The following is a 25715-nucleotide window of genomic DNA, read 5'->3' on the forward strand; positions in this document are numbered from 1 at the left end:
CCGTTGAGAGCATGAATCGTGGTGACCGCGTGGCCGACTTCGAACTTCCCGACCAGACGGGAACGATGAGAACGCTCTCCGACCTCCTCGCCGACGGCCCGATCGTGCTGTTCTTCTACCCCGCCGCCATGACGCCCGGGTGCACGAAGGAGGCCTGCCACTTCCGCGATCTCGCGGCCGAGTTTGCGGCCGTGGGTGCGACCCGGGTCGGAATCAGCGCCGACACCGTCGACAAGCAGGCGGAGTTCGCCGACAAGCAGAAGTTCGACTATCCCCTGCTGTCCGACACCGAGGGCGTGGTGGCAACGCAGTTCGGCGTCAAGCGCGGTCTGCTCGGCAAGTTCATGCCGGTGAAACGGACGACCTTCGTCATCGACACCGACCGCACCGTCCTGGAGGTCATCGCCAGCGAGTTCAGCATGGACACCCACGCCGACAAGGCCCTTGAGGTGCTGCGCCAACGCCAATCGGCATGACGGCCGTCCTCGAGCTCGCCGAGGTCACGTTCCGCCGCAACGGCAAACAGATCATCGACGGCATCTCGTTGACGGTGAACGAAGGTGAACACTGGGCGCTGCTCGGCCCCAACGGCGCCGGCAAGAGCACCCTGCTGGGTTTCTGCGCGGCGAACATGTTCCCGACGTCAGGAACCGTGCGCATTCTGGGCCAGCAGATGGGACGGGTGGACCTGTCCGTGCTGCGACATTCCATCGGTCACGTCAACCCCCGTCATCAGCTGCAGTATTCGCTGACGGTCCGCGAAGTGGTGATGACGGGCATCACCGCGACCATCGACACGCCGATGCGGTGGACGGCGTCTACCGAAGAGGACGAGCGCGCCGACGCGATGATCGCCGCTGTCGGGTTGTCGCACAAGGCCGACGACGTGTGGCCGACACTGTCGCAGGGCGAACGCGGGCGCACGCTGATCGCGAGGGCGCTCATTTCCGAACCCCGCCTGCTGCTGCTCGATGAACCGTCGACCGGCTTGGATGTGGCTGCGCGCGAACAACTGCTGGAGACCATCGACTCGCTGGACCAGACCCATCCCGAGGTGGCGTCGATACTCGTGACACACCACCTCGAAGAGTTACCGATCACGACCACTCACGCATTGTTGATCTCCGAGGGGCGCACCGTGGCCAGCGGGCCTGCGCGCGAGACGATCACGACGGAGACGGTGTCGGAGGCCTTCGCCCATCCCGTGGTGGTGGGCTACGTCGAGGGACGCTGGACCGCACGCGCGAAAGCCGCACGCATCATCTAGGAATCGGGCGCCAGCAGCAGGTCGGCGTCGAAGCAGGTGTGATCGCCGGTATGGCAGGCGCCGCCGACCTGGTCGACTTCGAGCAACACGGTGTCGCCGTCGCAATCCAGCCGCACCGAGTGCACATGCTGGGTGTGCCCGGACGTCAGACCCTTCACCCACTGCTCGCCACGGGACCGCGAAAAGTAGGTCGCCTCACGGGTTTCCAGCGTACGGGCCAGCGCATCGTCATCCATCCACGCGACCATCAGCACCTGGCCGGTGGCGCGCTCCTGCACCACGGCGGTGAACAGGCCGTCGGCATTGCGCTTCAGCCGCGACGCGATCGCCGGGTCCAGACTCACCTCACCACTATCCCCTCAGCTGCCATCGCCGCCTTCACCTCGCCGATGGTCAGGTCCCCGAAGTGGAACACGCTGGCCGCCAACACGGCGTCGGCACCTGCAACAACGGCGGGCGCGAAATGTTCCACGGCGCCTGCGCCGCCGCTGGCGATCACCGGGACCGTCACCGCACCGCGCACCGCACGCAGCATCGGAAGGTCGAAGCCGGCTTTGGTGCCGTCGGCGTCCATCGAGTTCAGCAGGATCTCCCCCACACCGAGCTCGGCGCCGCGGGAGGCCCATTCGACCGCATCGATCCCGGTGCCCCGGCGGCCACCGTGGGTGGTGACCTCCCACCCCGACGGCGTCGGCTCAGAACCCTCGGGGACCGTGCGCGCATCGACCGACAACACGATGCACTGAGATCCGAACTGCCGGGACAACTCCGACAGCAGTTCCGGGCGCGCGATCGCGGCCGTGTTGACCGACACCTTGTCGGCGCCGGCACGCAGCAGCACGTCGACGTCGGCGACCGAACGCACGCCGCCGCCGACCGTCAGCGGGATGAACACCTGCTCGGCGGTGCGTCGTACCACCTCCAGCATCGTCGTGCGGCCCGACGACGACGCGGTGACATCCAGGAAAGTGAGCTCGTCCGCCCCTTCGGCGTCATAGGCGGCGGCGAGCTCGACGGGATCGCCCGCGTCGCGAAGGTTCGCGAAGTTGACACCCTTGACCACCCTGCCGTCATCGACGTCCAGGCACGGGATCACCCGGGTCGCCACACCGCTCGCGGTGTTCACAGATAGTCCTTCGGATCACCGGCGGCTTGAACGATCTTCAGAATCTCCTCGTGCACACCGGGCGCGGCGGCCAGCGCCGACGGCGACGACGATGTCCACGGCTCGCCTGACAGATCGGTGACGACGCCACCCGCGGCCCGCACCAGAGCGACTCCCGCTGCGTGGTCCCAGATGTGATGGCCGAAACTGATTGCGCCACCGAGGATTCCCGCAGCCACATACGCCAGGTCGATACCGGTGGCGCCGTGCATCCGCACGCGCGAGCATTCCCTGCTCAGACCTTCGAGTACCTTGGCCCGGTAGCGGCCGGGATAGCGTCCGCGCGACTCGATGTTGAACGTGCCTATGCCCACGATGGATTCGCCGAGTGAGGCCGTGCCGAGACCTTCCAGATCGGAGCCGTTGCACTGCACCGGCCCATCGACGATCGAGGTGAAGCTCTGCGACATGAACGGAAGCCAGGTCAGGCCCAGCACCGGTTCACCGTCGGCCAGCAGACCCAGCAGAATCGCAGCGGTGGGCAGGCCCGCGGCGTAGTTGAACGTGCCGTCGATCGGGTCGAGCACCCACACCAGCTCGGAGTCGATCGCCTCCCCGCCGAACTCCTCACCGTGTACACCGATACCGGTCAGCTTCGTCAGCTCGGCGACCACGCGGCGCTCGATCGCCAGGTCCACCTCGGTGGCGAAGTCGTTGCCCTTCTTGGCTACTGCGGAGTCGGCACGATGCCCGGCGACGAACTGCCCCGAGGCGGCGTCAAGTACCCCCGCCGCGACGGCGAGGAGATCGGCCAGCTGCGCGCGGTCCAGCGTCACGTGCCGACCGCGTCAAGCGCCTGCGGCAGCGTGAATCGTCCCGCGTACAGCGCCTTTCCGACGATCGCCCCTTCGACACCACGATCGGTGAGGGTCGCGATCGCACGCAGATCGTCGAGGCTGGACACTCCTCCGGAGGCGATGACCGGCGCATCGGTGCGGTCACATACCTGGCTCAGCAACTCCAGGTTCGGGCCGTTGAGCGTGCCGTCCTTGGTCACGTCGGTGACGACGAACCGCGAACAGCCTTCGCTGTCAAGACGTTCCAGCACAGTCCATAGGTCACCACCGTCGGTTTCCCAGCCGCGACCGCGCAGCCGGTACTGCCCGTCCTCGATCTTGGCGTCGAGGCCCACTGCGACACGGTCACCGTGCTCTGCCACGATCTTGGCGCACCATTGTGGGTTCTCCAGCGCGGCGGTCCCGATGTTCACGCGGGCACATCCGGTGGCCAGCGCCGCGGCCAGGGACTCGTCGTCACGGATGCCTCCGGACAGTTCGACGGCCACGTCGAGCTTGCCGACCACCTCGGCGAGCAGTTCGCGATTGGAACCGCGCCCGAACGCGGCGTCGAGATCGACGAGGTGAATCCATTCGGCGCCGTCACGCTGCCACGTCATCGCGGCGTCCAGCGCCGACCCGTACTCCGTCTCGCTTCCGGCCTGTCCCTGAACCAGCCGCACCGCGCGGCCCTCGACGACGTCGACAGCGGGCAGGAGGATCAGTTTCGGTGCATTCACGCCGGTCAACTTAGCGCTCCGACCCAGTTCGACAGTAATTCGGCGCCCGCGTCCCCGCTCTTCTCCGGGTGGAATTGCGTTGCCGACAACGCCCCGTCCTCGACCGCAGCCAGAAACGGAACGTGGTGCGTCGCCCAGGTCAGGCGCGCCGCGGGGTCACCCTCCCACTGCTGGGCGGCGTAGGAGTGCACGAAGTAGAAGCGGGTGTCTGCGCCGATACCCTTGAACAGCACACTGTCCGAAGGAGCGTCGACGACGTTCCAGCCCATGTGCGGGATCACCGGCGCATCCAGACGAACCACCGCTCCTGGCCACTGCCCGCACCCGGCGGTCTCGACGCCGAACTCGACACCGCGCGAGAACAGGATCTGCATCCCGACGCACACGCCGAGGACCGGCCGGTCTGCGGCCAACCGGTCGGCGATGATCTTCTGGCCGCCGATCTCCCCCAGGCCCGCCATGCAGGCCTCGAACGCGCCCACACCGGGCACGACGAGTCCGTCGGCGTTGGCCGCCGCCGCCGGATCCGCGGTGACCTCGACCTCGGCCCCGACGCGCTCCAGCGCGCGCTGCGCTGAACGAAGGTTGCCCGAGCCGTAATCCAGAACAACGAGTTTTGTTGTCACAGAGTGCCTTTGGTGGATGGCACGCCGGTGACGCGCGGGTCGTACTCGACTGCCTGCCGCAGAGCCCGGGCGACCGCCTTGTACTCGGCCTCGGTGATGTGGTGCGGGTCGCGCCCGTACAGGGTGCGCACGTGCAGCGCGATCCGCGCGTTGTAGGCCAGCGATTCGAAGACGTGCCGATTGACCACCGTGTGGTACGGCGCCGACGACCCGGCGATCGTGAACTCGACCATGTACTCGGGTTCACCGGTGTGGACGAAGTACGGGCGGCCGGAGACGTCGACGGCGGCATGCGCGAGGCACTCGTCCATCGGGATGAACGCGTCGCCGAAGCGGCGGATGCCCTTCTTGTCGCCGAGCGCTTGCGCCAGCGCCTGGCCGAGCACGATCGCGGTGTCCTCGATGGTGTGGTGACCCTCGATCTCGATGTCGCCCACCGCTTTCACGGTGAGGTCGAAGCTGGCGTGGGTGCCCAGCGAGGTCAGCATGTGGTCGAAGAACGGAACGCCGGTCTCGACACTGACCACTCCGGTGCCGTCGAGATCGAGCTCGACGACGATGTCGGATTCCTTGGTTTTGCGCTCCACTCGCGCTCGGCGATCTGGACGGGTCATGCTGCTCCTATCCGGGCGCTGGCTGCCAGCAGCGCATCGTTCTCGTCGGCCAGGCCGATGGTGGTGCGTAGATAGCCGGGAATTCCGACATCGCGGATGAGCACACCCTCGTCCAGGTAGCGCTGCCAGGTCGCGGGCGCGTCGGCGAACTCCCCGAACAGCACGAAGTTGGCATCACTGGGAATCACGCGGAAACCCATGCCTGCCAACGCGGCGGACACCCTTTCGCGTTCCGCGATCAGCGTCGCGACGCTGCCGAGGGTGTCCTCGGCGTGGCGCAGCGCGGCGCGGGCGGCGGCCTGCGTGACTGACGACAGGTGGTACGGCAAGCGCACCAGCAGCATCGCGTCGATGACGGCGGGCGCGGCGATCAGGTAACCGAGACGCCCGCCCGCGAACGCGAACGCCTTGCTCATGGTCCGGCTGACGACCAGCTTGGTCGGGTAGGTGTCGAGCAGCGCGATCGCACTGGGCTGCGACGAGAACTCACCATAGGCCTCGTCGACGATCATCACGCCGCCGCTCATGGCGTCGAGCAGCAGCCGCAGATCGTCGAGCGAAACGCTTTGTCCAGACGGGTTGTTGGGGCTGGTGACGAAGACGACGTCGGGACTGTGCTCTTTGATCGCCGTGGCGGCCACCGCAGCATCGAGACCGAAGCCCTCGGCGCGGCTGGCCACCAGCCAACGGGTCTGGGTGCCGTCGGAGATGATCGGGTGCATCGAATACGACGGCACGAAACCGAGTGCGCTGCGCCCCGGCCCACCGAACGCCTGCAGCAGCTGCTGCAGAATCTCGTTGGAGCCGTTGGCCGCCCAAACGTTCTCGACTCCCACGGCGGTCCCGGTCTGCGTCGTCAGATACGCCGCCAGGTCCCTGCGCAGGGAGACGGCGTCGCGGTCGGGGTACCGGTGCAACTCCCGTGCCGCCTCGCGCACCGAGTCGGCGACGTCGTCGACGAGCGCCTGTGTGGGCGGATGCGGGTTCTCATTGGTGTTCAGGCGCACCGGAACAGCCAATTGTGGTGCGCCATAGGGTGATTTGCCGCGCAGATCGTCACGTAGCGGCAGGTCGTCGAGAGAGATGCCGCCGCCGGGAAGAGGTGACGTCACTCGAACCTCCGGCGTACCGCTTCGCCGTGGCTGGGTAGGTTCTCGGCGTTGGCCAACGTGATCACGTGCCCGGACACGTCTTTGAGGGCCGCTTCGGTGTAGTCGACAACGTGGATGCCGCGCAGGAACGTCTGCACGGACAGACCGCTGGAGTGCCGTGCGCATCCGGCGGTGGGCAGCACATGGTTGGACCCCGCGCAGTAGTCGCCGAGGCTGACCGGGGACCACGGTCCGACGAAGATGGCTCCTGCCGAACGGATCCGGCCGGCCACGGCAGCGGCATCCGCGGTCTGGATCTCGAGGTGTTCGGCGGCGTAGGCGTTCACCGTCCGCACCCCGGCCTCGATGTCGTCGACCAGCACGATCGCCGACTGCTGCCCGCGTAGTGCTGCCGTCACCCGCTCCCGGTGCACGGTCGTCTCCAACTGGATGGCCAGCTCACGATCGGTCGCGTCCGCCAGTTCCGAGCTGTTGGTGACGAGCACGCTGGCGGCCATCTCATCGTGTTCGGCCTGGCTGATCAGGTCGGCCACGACGTGCACCGGGTCTGCGGTGTGGTCGGCCAGGATCGCGATCTCGGTCGGGCCGGCTTCGGCGTCGATACCGACCTGGGAGCGGCAGATCCGTTTGGCAGCGGTGACATAGATGTTGCCGGGCCCGGTGATCATGTCGACCGGCGCCAGCTCGCTCCCGTCGATGTCCGTGCCGCCGAAGGCCAACAGCGCGACGGCCTGCGCGCCGCCGACGGCCCACACTTCGTCGACGCCCAGCAAGGCGGCCGCAGCGAGGATCGTGGGGTGCGGCAGACCCGAGAATTCGGCCTGCGGTGGGCTGGCGATCACCAGTGAGTCGACACCGGCCGTCTGTGCCGGGACGACGTTCATGACCACACTCGACGGGTAGACCGCGTTGCCCCCGGGGACGTAGAGGCCGACGCGTTCGACCGGCACCCAGCGCTCGGTGACGGTCGCGCCGGGCGCCAGCGTGGTGGTGGTGTCGGTGCGGCGTTGGTCGGCGTGCACGGCGCGGGCGCGTTCGATCGCGACCTCCAGCGCGGTGCGCACATCGGCGTCGAGCTGATCGAGAGCTTCTGCGAGTTTCCCGGAGGGCACGCGCACCTGGTCCGGCCGGACTCCGTCGAAGGTGGCGCCGTATTCGAGCGCCGCGTCGGCGCCGCGCGCCGCGACCGCATCGACGATGGGCCGAACCTTCGGAACGACCGCATCGACGTCGACACCACCGCGCGGCAGGGCCGTGCGCAAACCGGCCGCCGACAGCGCAGCCCCACGCAGGTCGATGCGCCGCAGGAGCGCTGGCGATACATTCACGCTGACCATTGTCCCAGAGCTGCACAAATCAGTATCGGAGGCGTCATGTCCGATCGGACGAACAGAAGCAACCACCCCAACAACGCCCCGGGCGTGCCGATGATCTTCCCGGTGTGGTTTGAAAAGCTGCAGATCAAGTACATCAACCCGCTGCTGCGACCGCTGTCGAAACGGATGCCCGGCCTCGCGGTGATCAAGCACCGCGGCCGTACCTCGGGCAAGCAGTACGAGACGATCATCACTCCGTACCGCAAAGGCAACGTGGTGGCCATCGGGCTGGCGCACGGCAAGACCAATTGGGCCAAGAACGTGCTGGCCGCCGGCGAAGCGGAGCTGCAGATGGGGAGCAAGACGCTGCACCTGGTCCGGCCGCGGGTAGTGCCCGCGGGCACCGAAGACCCGTCGCTGCCCAAGGTGGCGCAGATGCTCCTGAAGAGGTCCGGCGTCTTCGTCGCCGATATCGCTTGACCTGACCTGACACACTCATCTCCGTGACCTGGCAATTGTGGTTGGCCTTCCTGGGTGCGGCGATCGTCATCGCGCTGACGCCGGGGCCGGGCGCCGTCCAGTCCATGGCCACGGGTCTGACGCACGGTGTCAAGCGCGGCTACTGGAGCATCGTCGGCCTCGAAGTGGGGTTGATGCTGCAACTGACGCTCGTCGCCATCGGGCTGGGCGCAGCGGTCGCGAGCTCGATAGTCGCGTTCACGGTCATCAAATGGCTTGGTGTGGCGTATCTGGCCTACCTGGCGGTGCGGCAGTGGCGTTCCGCGGCGATCGACCTGAACGCCCAACTCGATCGTGGCGTCGACGGCGGCGCGGTGTCGCTGCTGGTGCGCGGCTTCCTTGTCAACGCCACCAACCCCAAGGGCCTGCTGTTCTTCCTCGCGGTGATGCCGCAGTTCGTGGTCCCGACCGCGCCGCTGCTGCCTCAATATCTCACCATCGGATTCACGATGACCGCGGTCGACCTGGTCGTCATGGGCCTCTACACCGCGCTGGCAGTGCGCCTGCTGACCTGGCTGCGCACGCCGCGCCAGCAGACCGTGCTCAACCGCGCCGTCTCCGGGCTCTTCGCCACCGCCGCCGTGGTGCTGGCACTGGTGCGGCGAGGCCCCGCGGCTGCCTGAACTACCTGCAGCGGCCGCTGATGGCGCTGCTGGCGGCCTCGGCGTCTTGAAGGCGACCCGCCTGGACCGGATCGCTGTTGGGCACCCCCGCGGTGGCCGCCGCCCCGATGTCCATCAGCTGGTTGGCAAAACGCCGGACCTCGCCCGCGAGCTCCGTGGGGGTGGCCGGGTCCAGGCGGGCCAACAGATACTGGCCGCCGTCGAACAGCGCGATCCGCGCATTTGCCGACACCGCCAGCGCGCCGGCGATGTCGTCGGACCCGCCCGGCGGCTCGGCATTGGTGTTGGTCGCGACACCGGTTCGCACCGTCTCGAACGCCGAGCAGACCGCGTTCTTCGCATCGGTGCGCGCGGCGTCGGTGAACTCCGGCTCGCTGTCGAATGTGCGCAGCAGCGCGAACACCGAGACGCCGAGCGCGAACACCGCCACCACCAGGGCCGCCAGCTTCATGATCTACAGATCTAACCCCAGATCGAGGACGCGGACTGAGTGGGTCAGCGCGCCGACCGCGAGATAATCCACGCCGGTGCCCGCGTAGTCGGCCGCGTTCTCCAAGGCGAGACCGCCCGAGGATTCCAGTTTCGTCTGCGGCGACCGCGCGTCTCTGCGCTGCACGGCGATCTGGGTCTGCCACACCGGAAAGTTGTCCAGCAGTACCAGTTCGACGTCTTCGGCAAGGACTTCGTCGAGCTGCTCAAGCGAGTCGACCTCAACCTCGCAGGGCAGATTCGGTGCCGCGGAACGGACTTCGCGCAATGCGGCGACGACGGATCCGGCGGCCGCCACGTGGTTGTCTTTGATCAGCGCGGCGTCGCCGAGACCCATCCGATGATTGATCCCGCCTCCGACGCGGACCGCGTACTTCTGCAGCGCACGCAATCCCGGCAGCGTCTTGCGCGTGTCCCTGATCTGGGCGCGGGTTCCGGACACCGCCTCCACCCACGCCGCGGTCGCGGTCGCGATCCCCGACAGGTGACACACCAGGTTCAGCATTGTTCGTTCGGCGGTGAGCAGCCCGCGTGTCGGTCCAGCCACTGCGAGCGCCACTGCGCCCGGTCCGAGCCGAGTCCCGTCGGCCACCCGATGCTCGACGTGGTAGCCGTCGTGGCCGAGCACCTCGTCGAGCACCAGCAGCGCCAGGTCCAGGCCCGCGACGACTCCCGCCTCGCGGGACACCATCGACGCGATGGTGCGGGCCTCCGCGGGCACCGTGGCCTGTGTTGTCACGTCAGGTCCGTAGCGCAGGTCCTCGTCGAGGGCGCGGGCGATCACAGCGCGAGCTTCCGTCAGCTCGGCATCGGTGAGCGTCATCGGCATCCCACCGCCGCACGCGCCGAGTGGGCAGTACTGACGGCCTGCGCCGGATCGGTCTCGGGGTAGTCGCTGCGGTGGTGGCATCCGCGAGTTTCTTTGCGCGCCAACGCCGCTGCAGTGACCGCGCCCGCCACCGTTGTCAGCGCTGCGTCCTCGAAGTCGGTCCGCGAGCGCAGTGCTCGCGGGGTTGCGGCCTCGAGGCGGTCAGCCAGCTCACTCAGGCCTTCGCCGCTGCGCACGACCGATGCGTACCGGGTCATGGCGCGCTGCAAATCGGACCGGGCCAGCGCCGGCCGCACCGGCGGGACCGGATCGAAGATTCGGCTCGGCCCCGCGGTGCCCGCGTGGTGTGCCGCCGCCGCGCCCGCACGGCCGCCCACCACCAGGCCTTCGAGCAGGCTGTTGGAGGCGAGCCGGTTGGCGCCGTGCATACCGGTTCTCGCGACCTCCCCCGCGGCGAAAAGCCCTGGCAGTTCGGTACGCCCGTGCACGTCGGTGTGAACACCGCCGCAGCTGTAGTGCGCGCCGGGCACGACCGGGATCGGGTCCCGTGTCGGGTCGATACCTGCACTCAGACACGCGGCGTTGACCGTCGGGAACCGCGTTGCGAAGTGTTCCACGTCGCGTGCGTCCAGATAGACGCACTCGTCCCCGGTCGCCGACAGCCGCGCCTCGATCGCCGCCGCGACGACATCGCGCGGCGCGAGGTCACCCATCGGGTGAACACCGTCGGTCACCGAAAGACCCATACGATCATGCAGTTTCGCACCCTCACCGCGTAGCGCCTCGGTGATCAGCGGACGCCGTCCCCCGCCGCCGGTATAGAGCATCGTCGGGTGGAACTGGATGAACTCGAGGTCGGTGACCGCGAGCCCGGCCCACATCGCCAGAGCCACACCGTCACCGGTCGACCCATCCGGGTTCGTGGTGGCCGAATACAGGTGCCCCAGGCCGCCGGTCGCGAGGATCACCGACGGCGCGTACACGGCGCCGAGGCCGTCTTCGCTCAACACCGTGACGCCGGCGACGGCACCGTCGTCGAGGATCAGGTCGAGGGCGACGTGGTTTCGTCGGACGTCGAGCGTCGCTGCGGCGTGGTCGAGAGCGCGTTGCACCTCAGCCCCGGTTGCATCCCCACCCGAGTGGATGATGCGTCGGCGGGTGTGTCCACCCTCGCGCGTCAGCGCCCATCGCCCCGGCGCAGCTTCGTCGAAATGCGCACCGGCACAGACGAGTTCGGTGACCGCGTGAAACCCGTCGGCGACGATCGAGCGGACCGCCTCCGGATCGCACAGCCCGGCACCGGCGGCGAGCGTGTCGGCGACGTGGGCTTCGACGGAATCGTCGGTGTCGGGCAGGACGACCGCAATGCCACCCTGGGCATAGAACGTCGCCGTTTCACCGGCCTTGCTCAGCAGCACGACCTTGCGCCCGCGGCGATGTGCCGCGAGCGCGGCCGCGAGCCCTGCGACACCGGTGCCGACGACGACGACGTCGGCACGCTGGCGCCAGAATCCGGCGCCACCGCACCCGGTCATTCCCCGCCGCCGGGCTGCCCGATCTCGATCATCCGCTGGACGCTCTTGCGTCCCGCCGCTGCGATATCCGCGTCCACGTGGACCTCGTCGGCGCCCTCGATGAGGCAGCGCAGCATGGCGGCAGGGGTGATCATCTTCATGTAGCGGCATGACGCACGGTCGTTGACCGCCTGGAAGTCGACATCCGGTGCGGCACGGCGCAACTGGTGGAGCATGCCGACCTCGGTGGCGACCAGAACCTGGCGGGCGCCGGTCTCCCGTGCGGCGTCGAGCATGCCGCCGGTGGACAGGATCTTCACCCGATCCGCCGGGAATGCACCCTCCCCGGCGAGGTAGAGAGCCGACGTGGCGCAACCACACTCAGGGTGCACGAACAGCTCCGCATCAGGGTGCGCCTTGGCCTGGTCGGCGAGTTCGTCGCCGTTGATGCCGGCGTGCACGTGGCATTCGCCGGCCCAGACATGCAGGTTCTTGCGACCGGTCATCCGGCGCACGTGCGCCCCGAGGAACTGGTCGGGGCAGAACAGCACCTCACGGTCCTCGGGAATGGAGGCGACGACTTCCACCGCGTTCGAGGACGTGCAGCAGATGTCGGTCTCGGCCTTCACCGCGGCGGTGGTGTTGACGTAGGACACCACGACAGCGCCCGGATGCTCGGCTTTCCACGCCCGCAGCTCGTCGGCGGTGATCGAATCGGCCAGCGAGCATCCCGCCCGCTGGTCGGGGATCAGCACCGTCTTCTCCGGAGAGAGGATCTTGGCGGTCTCGGCCATGAAGTGCACACCGGCGAACACGATCGTGTCCTCGGGCGCCTCGGCGGCTATCCGAGACAGTGCCAGCGAGTCGCCGACGTGATCGGCGACGTCCTGGATGGCGGGTAGCTGGTAGTTGTGCGCCAGCAGCGTCGCACCACGGAGCTTGAGCAGGCGGCGCACTTCGGCGGCCCACTGCTCGTCACCGTCGACACCGGAGAATCCGCCGGGGCCGTCCACGATCCGGTCCGCAAGTTCGTTCGCGAGAACCGTCATCGCCGTCTCCTTCACTCATCGAGGTTTTCGACTTACAATCGAAAACATGGCACATATTAGCACTGAACACGAGGTGCTCGCCGTGGTGTTCCAGGTGCGGCAGGTACTCCACCCCGCCACCAAGCGGAAACCTGCACTTCACGTGCTGTTATGGCAGCGCGCGTTGGAGCCGGAGAGGGGCAAGTGGTCGCTTCCGGGCGGCCGCCTGGACTCCGACGAGGACCTGACCAGTTCGGTCTCACGTCAGCTTGCCGAGAAGGTGGACCTCAAGGAGCTCGCGCACCTCGAGCAACTGGCCGTCTTCTCCGATCCCGTCCGGGTTCCCGGTCCCCGGACCATCGCATCGACGTTCCTCGGCCTGGTGCCCTCCCCCGCAACACCGGAACTTCCCCCAGACACCCGGTGGCACCCCGTCAGCAGCCTGCCGCCGATGGCGTTCGACCACGCGCCGATGGTCGAGCATGCGCGCACCCGACTCGTCGCCAAGCTCTCCTACACCAATATCGGATTCGGCTTGGCGCCAGACGAATTCGCGCTTTCGACGCTGCGCGACATCTACAGTGCGGCGCTCGGGCATCCGGTCGACGCCACCAACCTGCAGCGGGTTCTCGAACGCCGCCACGTGATCACCAGGACCGGAACCACCGCACGATCCGGCCGCAGCGGAGGCCGTCCCGCGGCGCTGTACAGGTTCACCGACTCCCGCTACCGCGTCACCGACGAATTCGCTGCGCTTCGCCCTCCCGGGTGAGTCGACTGGATTCTTAAGGCCTTCTTAAGTAACAATGCCGGGATGGACTTGGGCAACGTTGCACGGTCGAGCGCCGAACCCGAATGGATCGGCCACGCTCCGCATGAGCCGTTGCAGCGCAGGATCCGACCCGTCGTCCCCGCCAAGGACACGTTCTACCAGCCGCCTGCCGGCTACGAACACGCCCGACCCGGCACTATTCTGCGATCGCGCGACGTCGAACTCGCATTCCTGGGCCTTATCCCTCAGAAGTTCCACGCGACCCAGCTCCTGTACCGCACCACCGACCTCAACGGCGAGCCGCAAGCCACCGCCACCACCGTGGTCGTCCCGACGGAGCGGACCTCCGACGGCCCGATGCCGATCGTGTCCTACCAGTGCGCGATCGACGCGGTGGCTGGACGTTGTTTTCCGTCCTATGCGCTTCGCCGTGGCGCCAAAGCCATCGGCGCGGTGGCACAGTTCGAATTTCTCCTCGTCGCGGCTGCCCTGGCCGAAGGCTGGGCAGTGTCGGTGCCCGATCACGAGGGCACCGCGGGCATGTGGGGCGCCCCGTACGAGCCCGGATACCACGTCCTGGACGGCGTGCGCGCCGCACTCAACCACGCTCCGCTGGGACTGAAGGCCAATGCCCCGGTCGGGCTGTGGGGCTACTCGGGCGGCGGTCTGGCCTCAGCGTGGGCGGCCGAGGTGCAGGAGAGTTACGCGCCAGAGCTCAACATCGTCGGCGCGGTCCTCGGCTCCCCCGTCGGCGACCTCGGACATGCGTTCCGCCGCCTCAACGGAAGCATCTACTCGGGTCTGCCCGCGATGGTCGTCGCCGCGCTGACCCATGTCTATCCGGACCTCGACCGCATCATCCAAGAGCACGCCACCGTCGAAGGCAAGGCCATGCTCGCGCGGATCGAGAAGATGACGACCGCACAGGCGATGCTGACCCTCGTCGGCAAGGACATGGCTCACATGGTGGACCGGCCGCTGGAGGAGATCCTCCTGACGCCGGAGGTCCAGCATGTCTTCGACAGCATCAAGCTCGGCACCTGCGCGCCGAAGACGCCGGTATTGATCGTCCAGGCCGTCCACGACCGCATCATCTCCGTCGACGACATCGACGAGCTGACCGACACCTACACCAGGGGCGGGGCCAGCGTCACCTATCACCGCGACATGCTCAGCGAGCACCTGCTTCTGCATCCGATGTCAGCGCCGATGACGCTGCGCTGGCTGCGCGACCGCTTCGCCGGCCGACCGCTGCGCGCCCACATCGCCAGGACCAAATGGCCCACGCTGCTCAACCCATCCACCTACCGGGGAATGCTGACCCTCGGCAAGATCACGGCGAAGGTGGTGCTGGGGCGGCAGGTGGAGCGTCAGCCGCTGTCGCGATTCGACCAATAGGCGGGTATTGGTAATCGATCGGCGGCCACGCTCCCAGATCGTCGCGTGAACTTGCCACTGCGGCAAGCAGATACACCGTGGCCGCGACCGCGGCGGGAAAGAGCAGGGTGGTGGCGATCTGCGCGACCGAGTGCCCGAAGAACACCGACGGCGCCTCGGTGATGTAGTACACCCGCTGCTCCTGGGAAACCGGGGCGGCCGCGAGGTCGATCGTGCCGTAACGCAGGTGCGCCAGCAGCGCCCCGACACCCACCGCAGTAGACGCCGCGGCGACCGAGCCGACGCTCAACGCCGCCACCATCGCTGGACCTCTGTGAGATTTCCACTGCCACACCAGGACTGCCGCGACAACCGCCAGCACCGACAGCATGCCGACCACCAGAAATGCCGAGGTGAACCAGTTGTCGGATTCAGCACCGAGGTAGGCCTTCACCCGGTCACCGCTGCGCGTCAGCGCAATGACGCCGTTGATCGGCGGGGCGAGCCACGCCCACAGTGCGCCGACGAGGGCGCCGGCTGCGGCCAGACCGATCACCACGGCCGCCACAGCCTTGTTACGGGGGACGTCGGGAGCCTGGGCGGGTGCGGTCATCGGTACTGATCCAGATCTGTAGAGTCCACCAGCCCGTGTCGCGAACACTTGGCCCACCAGCCGTCCGGGCGGACCTGGACGATCATCCGGCGGCCGCAGGCCGCACAGAACCGCGGAGGTTCCAGGCCGAGCTGGGCGGCGGTGGGTACGCTCACACCACCTGCGTCAGCCTGCGCAATACCGGTGTAGACGTTGTAGGCGCCTGCGCCGACGGGGGCGGGCAACTCTGTGCTGTCCGTGACCATCACCTTCGGTTCTACCGTGCCGCCGAACTACAGCGTGGCATTGAGCGCCTTGATCGGCATCTGCAGATCGTCGAGCAGCTGCAGGTCGGCCTCGGCGGGCCGGCCGAGCGTGGTCAGGTAATTGCCGACGATGACGGCGTTGATGCCGCCGAGGATGCCCTGTTTGGCGCCGAGGTCACCGAGAGTGATCTCACGTCCGCCCGCGAACCGCAGCATCGTGCGCGGCAACGCAAGCCGGAAGGCCGCGACGGCTTTGAGCGCCTCCGAAGCAGGCAGCACCTCAAGATCGCCGAACGGGGTGCCCGGGCGCGGGTTGAGGAAGTTCAGCGGAACCTCGTGCGGGTCGAGCTCAGCGAGGTTCGCAGCGAATTCGGCGCGCTGCTCCAGTGTCTCCCCCATGCCGAGAATGCCGCCGCAGCACACCTCCATGCCGGCTTCGCGCACCATTTGCAGTGTGTCCCATCGCTCTTCCCAGGAGTGCGTGGTGACGACGTTGGTGAAGAAGGAGCGGGCGGTCTCGAGGTTGTGGTTGTAGCGGTGCACGCCCATCGCCGAAAGCTGCTCGACCTGATCCTGGGTGAGCATGCCCAGCGAGCATGCGATCTGGATGTCGACCTCGTTGCGGATCGCCTCGATACCGGCGGCGACCTGCGCGAGCAGGCGCTCGTCGGGCCCGCGGACGGCGGCAACGATGCAGAACTCGGTGGCTCCGGTTTTGGCGGTCTGCTTGGCGGCTTCCACCAGGCTGGGGATGTCGAGCCATGCGCTGCGCACCGGTGAGGCGAAAAGGCCGGACTGCGAACAGAAGTGGCAGTCCTCGGGGCAGCCGCCGGTCTTGAGGCTGATGATGCCCTCGACCTCGACGTCGGGGCCGCACCACTTCATCCGGACTTCGTGGGCGAGCTCCAGCAGCGCATCGAGCTGGTCGTCAGGCAGTTGCAGCACCTGAAGCGTCTGGTCCTGATCGAGTCCCTCGCCGCGCTCGAGCACCTGCTCGCGCGCTTGAACCAGAATGTCTGTCACCTGGGTTGCCCTCCTCTTGAACACGTCGGCGAGCCGACAATTGAACACCGTTCAGGTTAGGGTATCGGCGTGCAGCTCCACAAACGCGACGTGGTCGACATGGCGACGTCACTGCTGGACAACTACGGCCTCGCCGATCTGTCGATGCGCCGTCTCGCTCGCGAACTCAACGTCTCCCCCGGTGCCCTGTACTGGCATTTCGCCAACAAGCAGCAGCTGCTCGGAGCCGTCACGGACCGGATCCTGCAGCCGCTCTGTGACGTCACAGGCGACTGGCGTGCGCGGATCGGCGCGACGTGCAACCAGTTGCGCGATGCACTGCTGTCGCACACCGACGGCGCCGAGCTGGTATCCGCCAGTTTCGCCGCCGGGCAGTCCGACGCGATGACTGCCGTGCTGCATCGCTTGGCCTCCGCCGCCGGCGAAGCCGGTGTGACGCCCGGACATGCCGAGCTAGCCGCCCGCACGGTGATCTATTACGTGCTGGGGTTCACGGCCGATGAGCAGTCGCGGCTGCAATGGGACGCCGCGGGCGCCGAGGTGGGACAGACCGTGTGGAGCGAGGACCCGAGCGCCAGGTTCTCGTTCGGCCTACGGCTACTGACCGACGGCATCGCTGCGCACAGCGATGACTCTCAGCGAGGACACGAGTCTGCACTGAGGTGAGCATCACCGCCGACGACGTCCGCCGAATCACCGCCGACCTGCCCAGGTCGTACGAGGTGGTGGTCCGTGACCAGATCACGTTCCGTGTCGGTCAGCTCGTCTACGCCAAATTCTCTCGCGACGAGACGGTGCTCGGAGTTGGGTTTCCCAAGGAGGAGCGCGCGGCGATGGTGGCGGCCGAACCCGACAAGTTCATGCTCCCGCGCGCGTCGGACATGCGATTCAACTGGATCCTGGTCCGCCTTGATGCGCTCGAGCTTCCAGAAGTCCGGGAATTGGTGATCGACGGCTGGCGCATGTGCGTACCCAAGAGCGTTGCCAGAAGCGTTGGCGGTCCTTGACGTCGGAGCTCCGGTCAACTGATGGGGTGCTCAACCCGCGCGTTGCCGTCCCAGTGCCGTAACCCGGTCGCGCTGGCGGGGATGTCCTCGGTGACGCCCGGCACCGCCAGCGCCGCGGGCAACTGGTCGGCAGGGACGCGCCGCGCCAGCGTAACGTGCGGAGTCCAGTTCCCCGGATCCGCGTGCGGCAGCGGCCCGCCCGTCATGTACGGCAGGCAGATTCGATTCACCTCGTTCTGCAGGTCCAGCAATTCCGCGGTCGGCACGACGAGGCGGACGAGGGTGACGGACCGCCCGACACCGAACAGCATCGGCGCCCCGAGAACGCAACGCAGTGGCAGACGGGACAGCAGTGGCATCAGCGCGCCGTCCACACCGTCGGCCATCTCGCCGGCCACGGTCAGGGTGACATGGGGCCGGTTGGTCTTGGAGGTGTGGCCAGCGAGGCTGCGAATTCCGTTCTGCGCGAGGCTGTTCCACACCTGCCGAACGGCGGCATCGGTGTCGGTGTCGAACAGCAACTCGACGGAGTGCACCATCAGCCGACGAGAGCTTCGACCCATGACCGGTCGAACGCCTGCGCGCTGAGTCGCTCGAAATCGGCGGTGCCGAGCGAGCCGGCCCCGGCGGGCAGCGCGGCACGTACCGGTGCGAGCCGGGCCAGCGCATCCCGGTTGTCGATCTCGGCGACTCCCGGTTGCGCCGGCCAGGCGCCGATCACCAGTCCGGCGCTGTCGAGGTCCTTGTGCGCCAGGGCTTCCAGGGTCAGCACGGTGTGGTTGAGTGTGCCCAGACCGGGTGCCACGACCGTCAGCACCGGAGCCCCGAGATCCACCGCGAGGTCGCGAAGCGTCGTCCCGTCCGCCCCGATCTCGACGAGCAGCCCGCCTGCCCCTTCGACCAGCGTGAGCCTGCCCGGACGATCAGCGGCCGTCACAATATCGCGAAGCGCCTGCCGGGTCGGCAGGTCGGCACCGGCCCGGTGCGCCGCCGCCAGCGGCGCCAGCGGTTCGGGATACTTTGCCAGAGAGTGCAATTGGGTGACACCGGCAAGTCGTGCCACTTCGGCGAGGTCGTCGTCTCCGTCCAGCGTCCCGGTCTGCACAGGTTTGCACACCGCGACGTCGATTCCGGCGAGCCGGGCATGGCAGGCCAGCGCCGCGGTGGCGACGGTCTTCCCGATGCCGGTTCCGGTTCCGGTGACGACGAGAACACTCACGAGGACGACAACACCGCGGTGAGCACTCGGCCGGCGAGCGCCATTTCGTCGTCCGACAGTGATGCGCGCGCCGTCAGTCGCAGCCGGGAGGTTCCCGCGGGCACGGTGGGCGGTCGGAAACAACCGACGCGCACCCCCCGCTCGAGGCACGCGAGGGCTGCGCCGAAAGCGACTTCGGGCTCCCCCAGGATCACCGACACCACCGCCGAGGCGGGAACGTCTGTCACATTGCAGATCGAGGCCAGCGTCGCCGCATGGTCGAGCACCCGTTGCGCTCGCCAGGGTTCGTCGATGAGGACCTGTAGCGCCGCGTGCGCGGCACCGACCGCCGCCGGCGCCAGCCCGGTGTCGAAGATGAAGGGCCGCGCCGCGTCGATCAGATGGTCACGCACCGCGGCGGGACCCAGCACCACCCCGCCCTGACTGCCGAGCGCTTTCGACAGGGTCGTCGTCATCACCACATCGGGCGCTCCGGCAAGGCCCGCCTCGTCGAGCAGTCCGCGTCCGCCGTCACCGCGCACACCGAGCCCGTGAGCCTCGTCGACGATCATCAGCGCCCCATGCCGGCGGCATGCGTCGTGCAGGGCGCGCAGCGGCGCCAGGTCGCCGTCGGCGGAGAACACCGAGTCGGTGACGACGACCGCCCGTTCTTCGGACCGGGTGGCCAACGCATCCTCGACAGCCGACACGTCGTTGTGCGGTGTCACGACCACCCGGGCGCGGGACAGCCGGCAGGCGTCGACGAGCGAGGCGTGGGTCAACGCGTCGGAGACCAGCAGCGATCCCGGGCCCGACAGCGCGACGACGGCGCCGAGGTTGGCGGTGTATCCCGATGAGAACACCAGCGCAGAGCCGGCGCCGACGAACGACGCCAACGCGTCCTCGAACTCCTCGTGCAGTTCGGTATTGCCGGTGACCAGGCGCGACCCGGTCGAACCCGCGCCCCACGTACGCAGGGCGGCGACGCCACCTTCGATCACGCGGGGATGCTGGGACAGGCCGAGGTAGTCGTTGGACGCGAGGTCGAGCTCGGCGCCCACCGGTGGCCGGGTACGCAACGACCGTCGCAGGCCGGCGACACGGCGCTGCGTCTCGACGTCGTCGAGCCAGGCCAGCGGTGACAGACCGACGCGTGTCACGGTGCTCCTCGAGGTTCTGCAACTCTTGAACACCGTTCAGGTTAGTGCACGCGCGACCTCGATCATCGCCGAGGTGATCTGGGTGACCTCGTCAGGTGTGCAGATGAAGGGGGGCATCACGTAGATGAGGTTGCGGAACGGGCGCAGCCAGACGCCGTGCTCGATGGCCACGGGTGTGGCGACGCGCAGGTCGACCGGGCGGTCCACTTCGATCACACCGATCGCTCCCAGCACCCGCACATCGACGACGTTCGGCAACTCGGCGGCGGGTGCCAATCCCTCGCGCAGGCGGTCCTCGATCGCGCGCACCCGGGACTGCCAGTCGGTCGACAGGAGCAGTTCGATCGACGCCACGCTCACCGCGCAGGCCAGCGCATTGGCCATGAACGTGGGGCCGTGCATGAGTGCCCCCGGCGGATTGCCGCTGATCGTGTCGGCGATCGCGCGGGTGCACAGCGTCGCCGCCAGGGTCAGATAGCCTCCGGTCAGCGCCTTGCCGACACACATGACATCAGGCCGGACCCCGGCGTGATCGGCGGCGAACATTTCGCCGGTCCTGCCGAACCCCGTCGCGATCTCGTCGAAGATCAGCAGGACGCCGTGCTCGTCGCAGAGCCTGCGCAGATCCGCGAGATAACGCGGGTCGTGAAACCGCATTCCACCCGCGCCCTGCACGACCGGCTCGACGATCACCGCGGCTAGTTCGTGCGCGTGACGGCCGAGTTGCTCGGCGAACGCGGCGACATAGGCGGTGTCGTATTCGGCCGGCACGGGTGGCGCGAACACCTGATCGGCCAGCAGCGAGTTCTCACCGGTCCAGAGCTCGTGCATGCCGCCCTGCGGGTCGCACACGCTCATCGGAGTGAAGGTGTCGCCGTGGTAACCGCCACGCCACGTCATCAGCCGCCTCTTGGCGGGGTGCCCGCTGCTGCGCCAGAACTGCAGCACCATTTTGACCGCGACCTCGACCGACACCGATCCGGAGTCGCTGAAGAACACCGTCTCGAGCCCCGCCGGCGTCAGCTCGACCAGCAGGCGCGCCAGCCGGGCGGCGGGCTCGTGGGTGAGTCCACCGAACATGACGTGGTTCATCGTGGCGAGCTGACGCGTGATAGCCGCGTCCAACACGGGGTGACCATGGCCGTGCACCGCCGTCCACCACGACGCCATCGCGTCGAGCACTTCGACTTCACGACCGTCGTGCACGATGGTGAGCCACGAGCCGCGCGCACGGACCGCCACGACCGGAGCCAGCGCATCGTCGCCGATGGGACTGTACGGGTGCCAGATGTGAGCGGCGTCGATGGCGCTGATCTCGACAGGCCTCAACGCAGACACCTTCGGTAGATTAACCGTCGACCATGATGACCCTCGCCCCCGCCCGACCGGCACAGACCAAAGCCCCGGGCCCGACCCCACGTGTACCGTCGCAACCCGGTTCCGGCATGGGAACGCGCACGTCAGGCTTTTACCGGCATGATCTCGACGGACTCCGAGGCATCGCGATCGCCCTGGTCGCGGTGTTCCACGTGTGGTTCGGGCGGGTATCGGGCGGCGTCGACGTCTTCCTGGTGTTATCGGGTTTCTTCTTCGGTGGACGGTTGCTGCGCAACGCTCTCACCCCGGGCGCCTCGCTACGGCCGGTGCCTGAAATCACCCGTCTCATCCGGCGTCTGTTGCCCGCGCTCGTGGTGGTACTCGCCGTGTCGGCGGTCCTGACGATCCTCATCCAACCCGAGACGCGCTGGGAGGCCTTCGCCGACCAGAGCCTGGCGAGCCTGGGCTACTACCAGAACTGGGAACTGGCAAGTACGGCCGCGGACTACCTGCGCGCCGGCGAATCCGTGAGCCCACTGCAGCACATCTGGTCGATGTCGGTGCAGGGCCAGTTCTACATTGCGTTCCTCGCCCTGATCATGTTGTGCGCGTGGGTTTTCCGCCGCGCCTTCGGTAGGTACGCACGTGCTGCTTTCGTGACGTTGCTCAGTGCGCTGACGATCGCATCGTTCGTGTACGCGATCATCGCGCACAACGCCGATCAGGCGACGGCCTACTACAACAGCTTCGCCCGCGCCTGGGAGCTGTTGGTCGGCGTGCTCGTCGGCGCGGTGGTCCCGTACGTGCGCTGGCCGATGTGGATACGGACCGTGCTCGCGGTGGTCGGGCTCGCCGCGATCCTGTCGTGCGGGGCTCTCATCGACGGCGTGCACGAGTTCCCCGGCCCGTGGGCGCTGGTGCCCGTCGGCGCGACGCTGCTGTTCATCGTGTCGGCGGCCAACCGCTACGCCGATCCGCACACCGATGGCCGCATTCCGGCGCCCAACCGGCTGCTGGCATCGAAACCCTTCGTGGCCCTGGGCGCGATGGCCTATGCGCTGTACCTGTGGCACTGGCCGTTGCTGATCTTCTACCTCGCCTACACCGGCGGCTCGCGGGTCAACTTCGTCGAGGGCGCGGGCGTCCTGCTGGTTTCCGGCGTGCTCGCGTGGTTGACGACGCGCTACGTCGAGGAGCCGTTACGCGTCCGCGGCGCATCGGCCACCCTGCCGGCCGTCAGCAAAGCCCCTCTCCGCACCCGGCTGCGCAGGCCGACGATCGTGCTGGGCTCGACCGTTGCACTGCTCGGCGTCGCGCTCACCGCGACGTCGTTCACGTGGCGGGAGCACGTCACCGTGCTGCGCGCCAATGGCAAAGAGCTGTCGACCCTTTCGATCCGTGACTACCCCGGTGCGCGGGCGCTGATCAACAACGCCAAGGTGCCCAAGCTGCCGATGCGCCCCACGGTGCTGGAGGCCAAAGACGACCTCCCCGAATCCACCACCGACGGGTGCATCAGCGACTTCGACAACGTCGGCGTCATCAACTGCACTTACGGCGACAAAGCGGCAACCCGGACGATCGCGCTGGCCGGCGGCTCGCACGCCGAACACTGGATCACCGCTCTGGATCTGCTCGGCCGGATGCACAACTTCAAGGTGGTCACCTACCTCAAGATGGGCTGCCCCCTCACCAGGGAGCAGAAGCCGTTGGTGATGGGCGACAATCGCCCGTACCCCAAGTGCAAGGAGTGGAACGAGCGCGTGATGCCGCGCATCATCGCCGACAAGCCTGACTACGTGTTCACCACTTCGACCAGGCCATGGAACATCAAGCCCGGCGACGTGATGCCCTCGAGCTATCTCGGTATCTGGCAGGAGTTCTCCGACAACGGCATTCCGGTGCTCGCAATGCGCGACACCCCGTGGATGGTGCGCGACGGCGAACCCTTCTTCCCCGCCGACTGCCTCGCCGACGGCGGGGACGCCATCTCCTGCGGGATCGAACGTTCCGAAGTACTGTCGGACCACAACCCGACGCTGGACTACCTTGCCCGGTTCCCGGTGCTCAAGCCGCTCGACATGAGCGACGCGGTCTGTCGTTCCGACTACTGCCGAGCCGTGGAGGGGAACGTGTTGATGTACCACGACGCGCACCACATTTCGGCGACGTACATGCGCACGATGACCAACGAACTGGGTCGTCAGATCGGTGCCGCCACTGGCTGGTGGACCGACTGATGTCGCCGGTGCAACGATCGGTGCCTGCCGTATGGCCGGGGACTCCCTACCCCCTCGGGGCCACCTACGACGGTGCTGGAACCAACTTTTCACTGTTCTCCGAGGTGGCCGAACGTGTCGAGCTGTGTCTGATCGGTAAGGACGGTCGCGAGCAGCGGATCAACCTCGACGAGGTCGACGGCTACGTCTGGCACTGCTATCTGCCGACTATCACCCCGGGCCAGCGCTACGGCTTCCGCGTGCACGGGCCGTGGGATCCGGCTGCCGGGCACCGCTGCGATCCCAGCAAGCTGCTGCTCGACCCCTACGGCAAGGCGTTCCACGGCGATTTCGATTTCACCCAGGCGCTGTACTCCTACGACCTGCAAGCCGACGACCTGGCCACCGGCGGAGTTCCGCCGCGCGTCGACTCGCTCGGCCACACGATGACCAGCGTCGTCATCAACCCGTTCTTCCAGTGGGGCTCCGATCGCGCGCCTCGAACGCCCTACCACGAGACCGTGATCTACGAGGCCCATGTCAAGGGCATGACGAAAACCCATCCCGGCGTTCCAGAAGAGCTGCGTGGCACCTACGCCGGGCTCGGCCACCCCGCGATCATCGACCACCTGAAGTCTCTTAGCGTCACCGCGATCGAACTGATGCCGGTGCATCAGTTCATGCACGACCACAGGCTGATCGATCTCGGTCTGCGAAACTACTGGGGCTACAACACTTTCGGGTTCTTCGCACCCCACAATCAGTACGCGGCGACGCGCAGTGCCGGCGGTGCGGTCGCCGAGTTCAAGGCCATGGTGCGCGCGTTCCACGAGGCCGGCATCGAAGTGATCCTCGACGTCGTCTACAACCACACCGCCGAGGGCAACCACCTCGGTCCGACAATCAACTTCCGGGGTATCGACAACGCCGCCTACTACCGCCTGCTCGACGGGGATCTGCGCTACTACAAGGACTTCACGGGCACGGGCAACAGCCTGTCCGCCCGCCACCCCCACACGCTGCAGCTGATCATGGACTCGCTGCGGTACTGGGTGCTCGATATGCACGTGGATGGGTTCCGCTTCGATCTGGCCTCGACGCTGGCCCGCGAGTTCTACGACGTCGACCGACTCTCGGCGTTCTTCGACATCATCCAGCAGGATCCGGTGATCAGTCAGGTGAAGCTGATCGCCGAGCCGTGGGACGTCGGTGAGGGCGGATATCAGGTCGGAAACTTCCCAGGTTTGTGGACCGAATGGAACGGGAAGTATCGCGACACTGTGCGTGATTTCTGGCGGGGCGAGCCCGCAACACTAGGCGAGTTCGCGTCCCGGCTGACCGGTTCCTCGGACCTCTACGAGGCGACCGGCAGGCGGCCCAGCGCCAGCATCAACTTCGTCACCTGCCACGACGGGTTCACACTCAACGACCTGGTCTCCTACAACGAGAAACACAACGAGGCCAACGGCGAGGACAACCGCGACGGCGAGAGCCACAACAGGTCATGGAACTGCGGTGTCGAAGGACCCACCGACGATCCCGAGATCCTCGAACTTCGCGAAAAGCAGATGCGCAACATCGTGGCCACGCTGATGCTGTCCCAGGGCACCCCGATGATCGCCCACGGCGATGAGATGGGCCGCACGCAGCACGGCAACAACAATGTCTACTGTCAGGACTCCGAGCTGTCCTGGATGGACTGGTCTCTCTGCGAGACAAATGCCGACCTGCTCGAATTCACGCGCAGGATGGTGAAATTCCGCAAGGATCACCCCGCGTTCCGGCGCAGGAGGTTCTTCCACGGCAACGTCGTCCACAGCGCAGAGCAGATGCGCGACATCGAGTGGCTCACCCAGTCGGGGACGGAGATGACGCCGGAGGACTGGGGCTCGGGCTTCAAATGTGTCTCGGTCTTCCTCAACGGGGACGCCATCCCAGCCCCCGGGGTGCGGGGTGAGAGAGTCGTCGACGACTCCTTTCTGCTGTGCTTCAACGCTCACGACAAGGCGGTCGAATTCGTGGCTCCGGACGGCGACTACGCCAAGCAATGGGCAGGTGCGGTCGACACAGCTGATCCGCAGGGCATGAGTACGTTGGAAGTGACTGCCGGGGACACGATTACGCTTGCGCCCCGGTCCGTTCTGGTCCTGCGCAAGGTCACCTGAC

At 67.3% G+C, this 25715-nt stretch carries 29 protein-coding genes; 10 read left to right on the forward strand and 19 right to left on the reverse strand.

The window, feature by feature from the left end; genetic code table 11:
* The first annotated feature begins 11 nt into the window (after positions 1 to 11).
* Complete coding sequence (locus tag AWC12_RS16585) at positions 12 to 476, forward strand: peroxiredoxin (protein WP_085175616.1); 465 nt, start codon at positions 12 to 14, stop codon at positions 474 to 476.
* A complete protein-coding gene (locus AWC12_RS16590) occupies positions 473 to 1267 on the forward strand; it encodes an ABC transporter ATP-binding protein (protein WP_085175618.1) in 795 nt (264 codons plus the stop codon). Before AWC12_RS16585 ends, AWC12_RS16590 begins: the two co-directional genes overlap by 4 nt.
* Here the strand turns inward: AWC12_RS16590 and hisI are convergent.
* Genes hisI through hisD form a run of 8 tightly spaced genes read right to left on the reverse strand, consistent with a single transcriptional unit; the run spans position 1264 to position 7637 of the window.
* Complete coding sequence (gene hisI, locus AWC12_RS16595) at positions 1264 to 1611, reverse strand: phosphoribosyl-AMP cyclohydrolase (protein WP_085175620.1); 348 nt, start codon at positions 1609 to 1611, stop codon at positions 1264 to 1266. The two genes, AWC12_RS16590 and hisI, sit on opposite strands and share 4 nt — an antisense overlap.
* Positions 1608 to 2393, reverse strand: a complete 786-nt coding sequence (gene hisF / locus AWC12_RS16600) for an imidazole glycerol phosphate synthase subunit HisF (protein ID WP_085175622.1) — start codon at positions 2391 to 2393, stop codon at positions 1608 to 1610. Before hisF ends, hisI begins: the two co-directional genes overlap by 4 nt.
* Positions 2390 to 3208 (reverse strand): inositol monophosphatase family protein, encoded by an 819-nt coding sequence (locus AWC12_RS16605; RefSeq protein WP_085175624.1) that lies wholly within the window; start codon positions 3206 to 3208, stop codon positions 2390 to 2392. Before AWC12_RS16605 ends, hisF begins: the two co-directional genes overlap by 4 nt.
* Positions 3205 to 3948, reverse strand: a complete 744-nt coding sequence (gene priA / locus AWC12_RS16610) for a bifunctional 1-(5-phosphoribosyl)-5-((5-phosphoribosylamino)methylideneamino)imidazole-4-carboxamide isomerase/phosphoribosylanthranilate isomerase PriA (RefSeq protein ID WP_085175626.1) — start codon at positions 3946 to 3948, stop codon at positions 3205 to 3207. The genes AWC12_RS16605 and priA overlap by 4 nt, the downstream gene beginning before the upstream one ends.
* Before the next feature lie 5 nt (positions 3949 to 3953).
* Positions 3954 to 4574, reverse strand: coding sequence for an imidazole glycerol phosphate synthase subunit HisH (hisH, locus tag AWC12_RS16615; protein ID WP_085175628.1), 621 nt, complete (start codon positions 4572 to 4574; stop codon positions 3954 to 3956).
* The gene (hisB, locus tag AWC12_RS16620) at positions 4571 to 5188 is read right to left on the reverse strand and encodes an imidazoleglycerol-phosphate dehydratase HisB (RefSeq protein ID WP_024446343.1); all 618 of its coding nucleotides are present in this window, start codon (positions 5186 to 5188) and stop codon (positions 4571 to 4573) included. The genes hisH and hisB overlap by 4 nt, the downstream gene beginning before the upstream one ends.
* Positions 5185 to 6300: a histidinol-phosphate transaminase gene (locus tag AWC12_RS16625; protein WP_085175630.1), complete on the reverse strand. Its 1116-nt coding sequence runs from the start codon at positions 6298 to 6300 to the stop codon at positions 5185 to 5187. The genes hisB and AWC12_RS16625 overlap by 4 nt, the downstream gene beginning before the upstream one ends.
* Positions 6297 to 7637: a histidinol dehydrogenase gene (gene hisD / locus AWC12_RS16630; protein ID WP_024446345.1), complete on the reverse strand. Its 1341-nt coding sequence runs from the start codon at positions 7635 to 7637 to the stop codon at positions 6297 to 6299. The genes AWC12_RS16625 and hisD overlap by 4 nt, the downstream gene beginning before the upstream one ends.
* Before the next feature lie 36 nt (positions 7638 to 7673).
* Between hisD and AWC12_RS16635 the strand changes: the two genes are divergently transcribed.
* The gene (locus tag AWC12_RS16635) at positions 7674 to 8096 is read left to right on the forward strand and encodes a nitroreductase family deazaflavin-dependent oxidoreductase (RefSeq protein ID WP_024446346.1); all 423 of its coding nucleotides are present in this window, start codon (positions 7674 to 7676) and stop codon (positions 8094 to 8096) included.
* 23 nt (positions 8097 to 8119) lie between these two features.
* Positions 8120 to 8758, forward strand: a complete 639-nt coding sequence (locus AWC12_RS16640; RefSeq protein WP_085175632.1) for a LysE family transporter — start codon at positions 8120 to 8122, stop codon at positions 8756 to 8758.
* A gap of 1 nt (position 8759) precedes the next feature.
* Here the strand turns inward: AWC12_RS16640 and AWC12_RS16645 are convergent, their stop codons facing one another.
* Genes AWC12_RS16645 through nadA form a run of 4 tightly spaced genes read right to left on the reverse strand, consistent with a single transcriptional unit; the run spans position 8760 to position 12639 of the window.
* Positions 8760 to 9209, reverse strand: a complete 450-nt coding sequence (locus AWC12_RS16645; protein ID WP_085175634.1) for a hypothetical protein — start codon at positions 9207 to 9209, stop codon at positions 8760 to 8762.
* Between the two features lie 3 nt (positions 9210 to 9212).
* Positions 9213 to 10070, reverse strand: a complete 858-nt coding sequence (gene nadC, locus AWC12_RS16650) for a carboxylating nicotinate-nucleotide diphosphorylase (RefSeq protein WP_085175760.1) — start codon at positions 10068 to 10070, stop codon at positions 9213 to 9215.
* The gene (locus AWC12_RS16655; RefSeq protein ID WP_085175636.1) at positions 10067 to 11611 is read right to left on the reverse strand and encodes an L-aspartate oxidase; all 1545 of its coding nucleotides are present in this window, start codon (positions 11609 to 11611) and stop codon (positions 10067 to 10069) included. Before AWC12_RS16655 ends, nadC begins: the two co-directional genes overlap by 4 nt.
* Positions 11608 to 12639: a quinolinate synthase NadA gene (nadA, locus tag AWC12_RS16660; protein ID WP_085175758.1), complete on the reverse strand. Its 1032-nt coding sequence runs from the start codon at positions 12637 to 12639 to the stop codon at positions 11608 to 11610. Before nadA ends, AWC12_RS16655 begins: the two co-directional genes overlap by 4 nt.
* 73 nt (positions 12640 to 12712) lie before the next feature.
* Here nadA and AWC12_RS16665 point away from each other — a divergent pair, with 73 nt between their 5' ends.
* A complete protein-coding gene (locus tag AWC12_RS16665) occupies positions 12713 to 13390 on the forward strand; it encodes an NUDIX hydrolase (RefSeq protein WP_207576447.1) in 678 nt (225 codons plus the stop codon).
* Between the two features lie 42 nt (positions 13391 to 13432).
* On the forward strand, positions 13433 to 14788 hold the full coding sequence (locus tag AWC12_RS16670) for a lipase family protein (protein ID WP_085175640.1): 1356 nt from the start codon (positions 13433 to 13435) through the stop codon (positions 14786 to 14788).
* Here the strand turns inward: AWC12_RS16670 and AWC12_RS16675 are convergent.
* From AWC12_RS16675 to bioB, 3 genes are read right to left on the reverse strand one after another with little or no spacing between them, the layout of a single operon-like run.
* Complete coding sequence (locus AWC12_RS16675; protein WP_085175642.1) at positions 14724 to 15380, reverse strand: DUF2567 domain-containing protein; 657 nt, start codon at positions 15378 to 15380, stop codon at positions 14724 to 14726. The genes AWC12_RS16670 and AWC12_RS16675 overlap by 65 nt on opposite strands.
* Complete coding sequence (gene bsaP, locus AWC12_RS16680) at positions 15377 to 15625, reverse strand: biotin synthase auxiliary protein BsaP (protein ID WP_412093732.1); 249 nt, start codon at positions 15623 to 15625, stop codon at positions 15377 to 15379. The genes AWC12_RS16675 and bsaP overlap by 4 nt, the downstream gene beginning before the upstream one ends.
* 27 nt (positions 15626 to 15652) lie before the next feature.
* Positions 15653 to 16648: a biotin synthase BioB gene (gene bioB, locus AWC12_RS16685; protein ID WP_085175762.1), complete on the reverse strand. Its 996-nt coding sequence runs from the start codon at positions 16646 to 16648 to the stop codon at positions 15653 to 15655.
* A gap of 69 nt (positions 16649 to 16717) precedes the next feature.
* Here bioB and AWC12_RS16690 point away from each other — a divergent pair, with 69 nt between their 5' ends.
* Positions 16718 to 17314 carry a TetR/AcrR family transcriptional regulator gene (locus AWC12_RS16690; protein WP_085175643.1) on the forward strand — a complete coding sequence of 199 codons (597 nt, stop codon included), beginning with the start codon at positions 16718 to 16720 and terminating at the stop codon, positions 17312 to 17314.
* Complete coding sequence (locus AWC12_RS16695) at positions 17311 to 17655, forward strand: MmcQ/YjbR family DNA-binding protein (RefSeq protein ID WP_085175645.1); 345 nt, start codon at positions 17311 to 17313, stop codon at positions 17653 to 17655. The genes AWC12_RS16690 and AWC12_RS16695 overlap by 4 nt, the downstream gene beginning before the upstream one ends.
* Before the next feature lie 14 nt (positions 17656 to 17669).
* Here the strand turns inward: AWC12_RS16695 and AWC12_RS16700 are convergent, their stop codons facing one another.
* From AWC12_RS16700 to AWC12_RS16715, 4 genes are read right to left on the reverse strand one after another with little or no spacing between them, the layout of a single operon-like run.
* Positions 17670 to 18194 (reverse strand): 2'-5' RNA ligase family protein, encoded by a 525-nt coding sequence (locus AWC12_RS16700; RefSeq protein ID WP_085175647.1) that lies wholly within the window; start codon positions 18192 to 18194, stop codon positions 17670 to 17672.
* Positions 18194 to 18874 (reverse strand): dethiobiotin synthase, encoded by a 681-nt coding sequence (gene bioD / locus AWC12_RS16705; RefSeq protein WP_085175649.1) that lies wholly within the window; start codon positions 18872 to 18874, stop codon positions 18194 to 18196. Before bioD ends, AWC12_RS16700 begins: the two co-directional genes overlap by 1 nt.
* The gene (locus AWC12_RS16710; protein ID WP_085175651.1) at positions 18871 to 20013 is read right to left on the reverse strand and encodes an 8-amino-7-oxononanoate synthase; all 1143 of its coding nucleotides are present in this window, start codon (positions 20011 to 20013) and stop codon (positions 18871 to 18873) included. The genes bioD and AWC12_RS16710 overlap by 4 nt, the downstream gene beginning before the upstream one ends.
* 36 nt (positions 20014 to 20049) lie before the next feature.
* Positions 20050 to 21351, reverse strand: coding sequence for an adenosylmethionine--8-amino-7-oxononanoate transaminase (locus AWC12_RS16715; protein WP_085175653.1), 1302 nt, complete (start codon positions 21349 to 21351; stop codon positions 20050 to 20052).
* Between the two features lie 23 nt (positions 21352 to 21374).
* On the opposite strand from AWC12_RS16715, the gene AWC12_RS16720 reads away from it, so the two are divergent.
* Complete coding sequence (locus tag AWC12_RS16720) at positions 21375 to 23570, forward strand: acetyltransferase SucT (RefSeq protein WP_085175655.1); 2196 nt, start codon at positions 21375 to 21377, stop codon at positions 23568 to 23570.
* Positions 23570 to 25714: a glycogen debranching protein GlgX gene (gene glgX / locus AWC12_RS16725; RefSeq protein WP_085175764.1), complete on the forward strand. Its 2145-nt coding sequence runs from the start codon at positions 23570 to 23572 to the stop codon at positions 25712 to 25714. The genes AWC12_RS16720 and glgX overlap by 1 nt, the downstream gene beginning before the upstream one ends.
* The last annotated feature ends 1 nt before the right edge of the window (position 25715 follow it).

Origin of the sequence: Mycolicibacterium iranicum, from assembly GCF_002101705.1 — a bacterium.
Classification (GTDB): Bacteria; Actinomycetota; Actinomycetes; order Mycobacteriales; family Mycobacteriaceae; genus Mycobacterium; species Mycobacterium iranicum.

What these genes read in the sequence shown, in the direction of transcription:
- AWC12_RS16585 (WP_085175616.1), top strand. Translation starts at nt 12, where the DNA reads ATGAATCGTGGTGACCGCGTGGCCGACTTCGAACTTCCCGACCAGACG.
- AWC12_RS16590 (WP_085175618.1), top strand. Translation starts at nt 473, where the DNA reads ATGACGGCCGTCCTCGAGCTCGCCGAGGTCACGTTCCGCCGCAACGGC.
- hisB (WP_024446343.1), bottom strand. Translation starts at nt 5,188, where the DNA reads ATGACCCGTCCAGATCGCCGAGCGCGAGTGGAGCGCAAAACCAAGGAA.
- hisD (WP_024446345.1), bottom strand. Translation starts at nt 7,637, where the DNA reads ATGGTCAGCGTGAATGTATCGCCAGCGCTCCTGCGGCGCATCGACCTG.
- AWC12_RS16635 (WP_024446346.1), top strand. Translation starts at nt 7,674, where the DNA reads ATGTCCGATCGGACGAACAGAAGCAACCACCCCAACAACGCCCCGGGC.
- AWC12_RS16645 (WP_085175634.1), bottom strand. Translation starts at nt 9,209, where the DNA reads ATGAAGCTGGCGGCCCTGGTGGTGGCGGTGTTCGCGCTCGGCGTCTCG.
- nadC (WP_085175760.1), bottom strand. Translation starts at nt 10,070, where the DNA reads ATGACGCTCACCGATGCCGAGCTGACGGAAGCTCGCGCTGTGATCGCC.
- AWC12_RS16655 (WP_085175636.1), bottom strand. Translation starts at nt 11,611, where the DNA reads ATGACCGGGTGCGGTGGCGCCGGATTCTGGCGCCAGCGTGCCGACGTC.
- nadA (WP_085175758.1), bottom strand. Translation starts at nt 12,639, where the DNA reads ATGACGGTTCTCGCGAACGAACTTGCGGACCGGATCGTGGACGGCCCC.
- AWC12_RS16670 (WP_085175640.1), top strand. Translation starts at nt 13,433, where the DNA reads ATGGACTTGGGCAACGTTGCACGGTCGAGCGCCGAACCCGAATGGATC.
- AWC12_RS16675 (WP_085175642.1), bottom strand. Translation starts at nt 15,380, where the DNA reads ATGACCGCACCCGCCCAGGCTCCCGACGTCCCCCGTAACAAGGCTGTG.
- bsaP (WP_412093732.1), bottom strand. Translation starts at nt 15,625, where the DNA reads ATGGTCACGGACAGCACAGAGTTGCCCGCCCCCGTCGGCGCAGGCGCC.
- AWC12_RS16700 (WP_085175647.1), bottom strand. Translation starts at nt 18,194, where the DNA reads ATGGTGCACTCCGTCGAGTTGCTGTTCGACACCGACACCGATGCCGCC.
- AWC12_RS16720 (WP_085175655.1), top strand. Translation starts at nt 21,375, where the DNA reads ATGATGACCCTCGCCCCCGCCCGACCGGCACAGACCAAAGCCCCGGGC.
- glgX (WP_085175764.1), top strand. Translation starts at nt 23,570, where the DNA reads ATGTCGCCGGTGCAACGATCGGTGCCTGCCGTATGGCCGGGGACTCCC.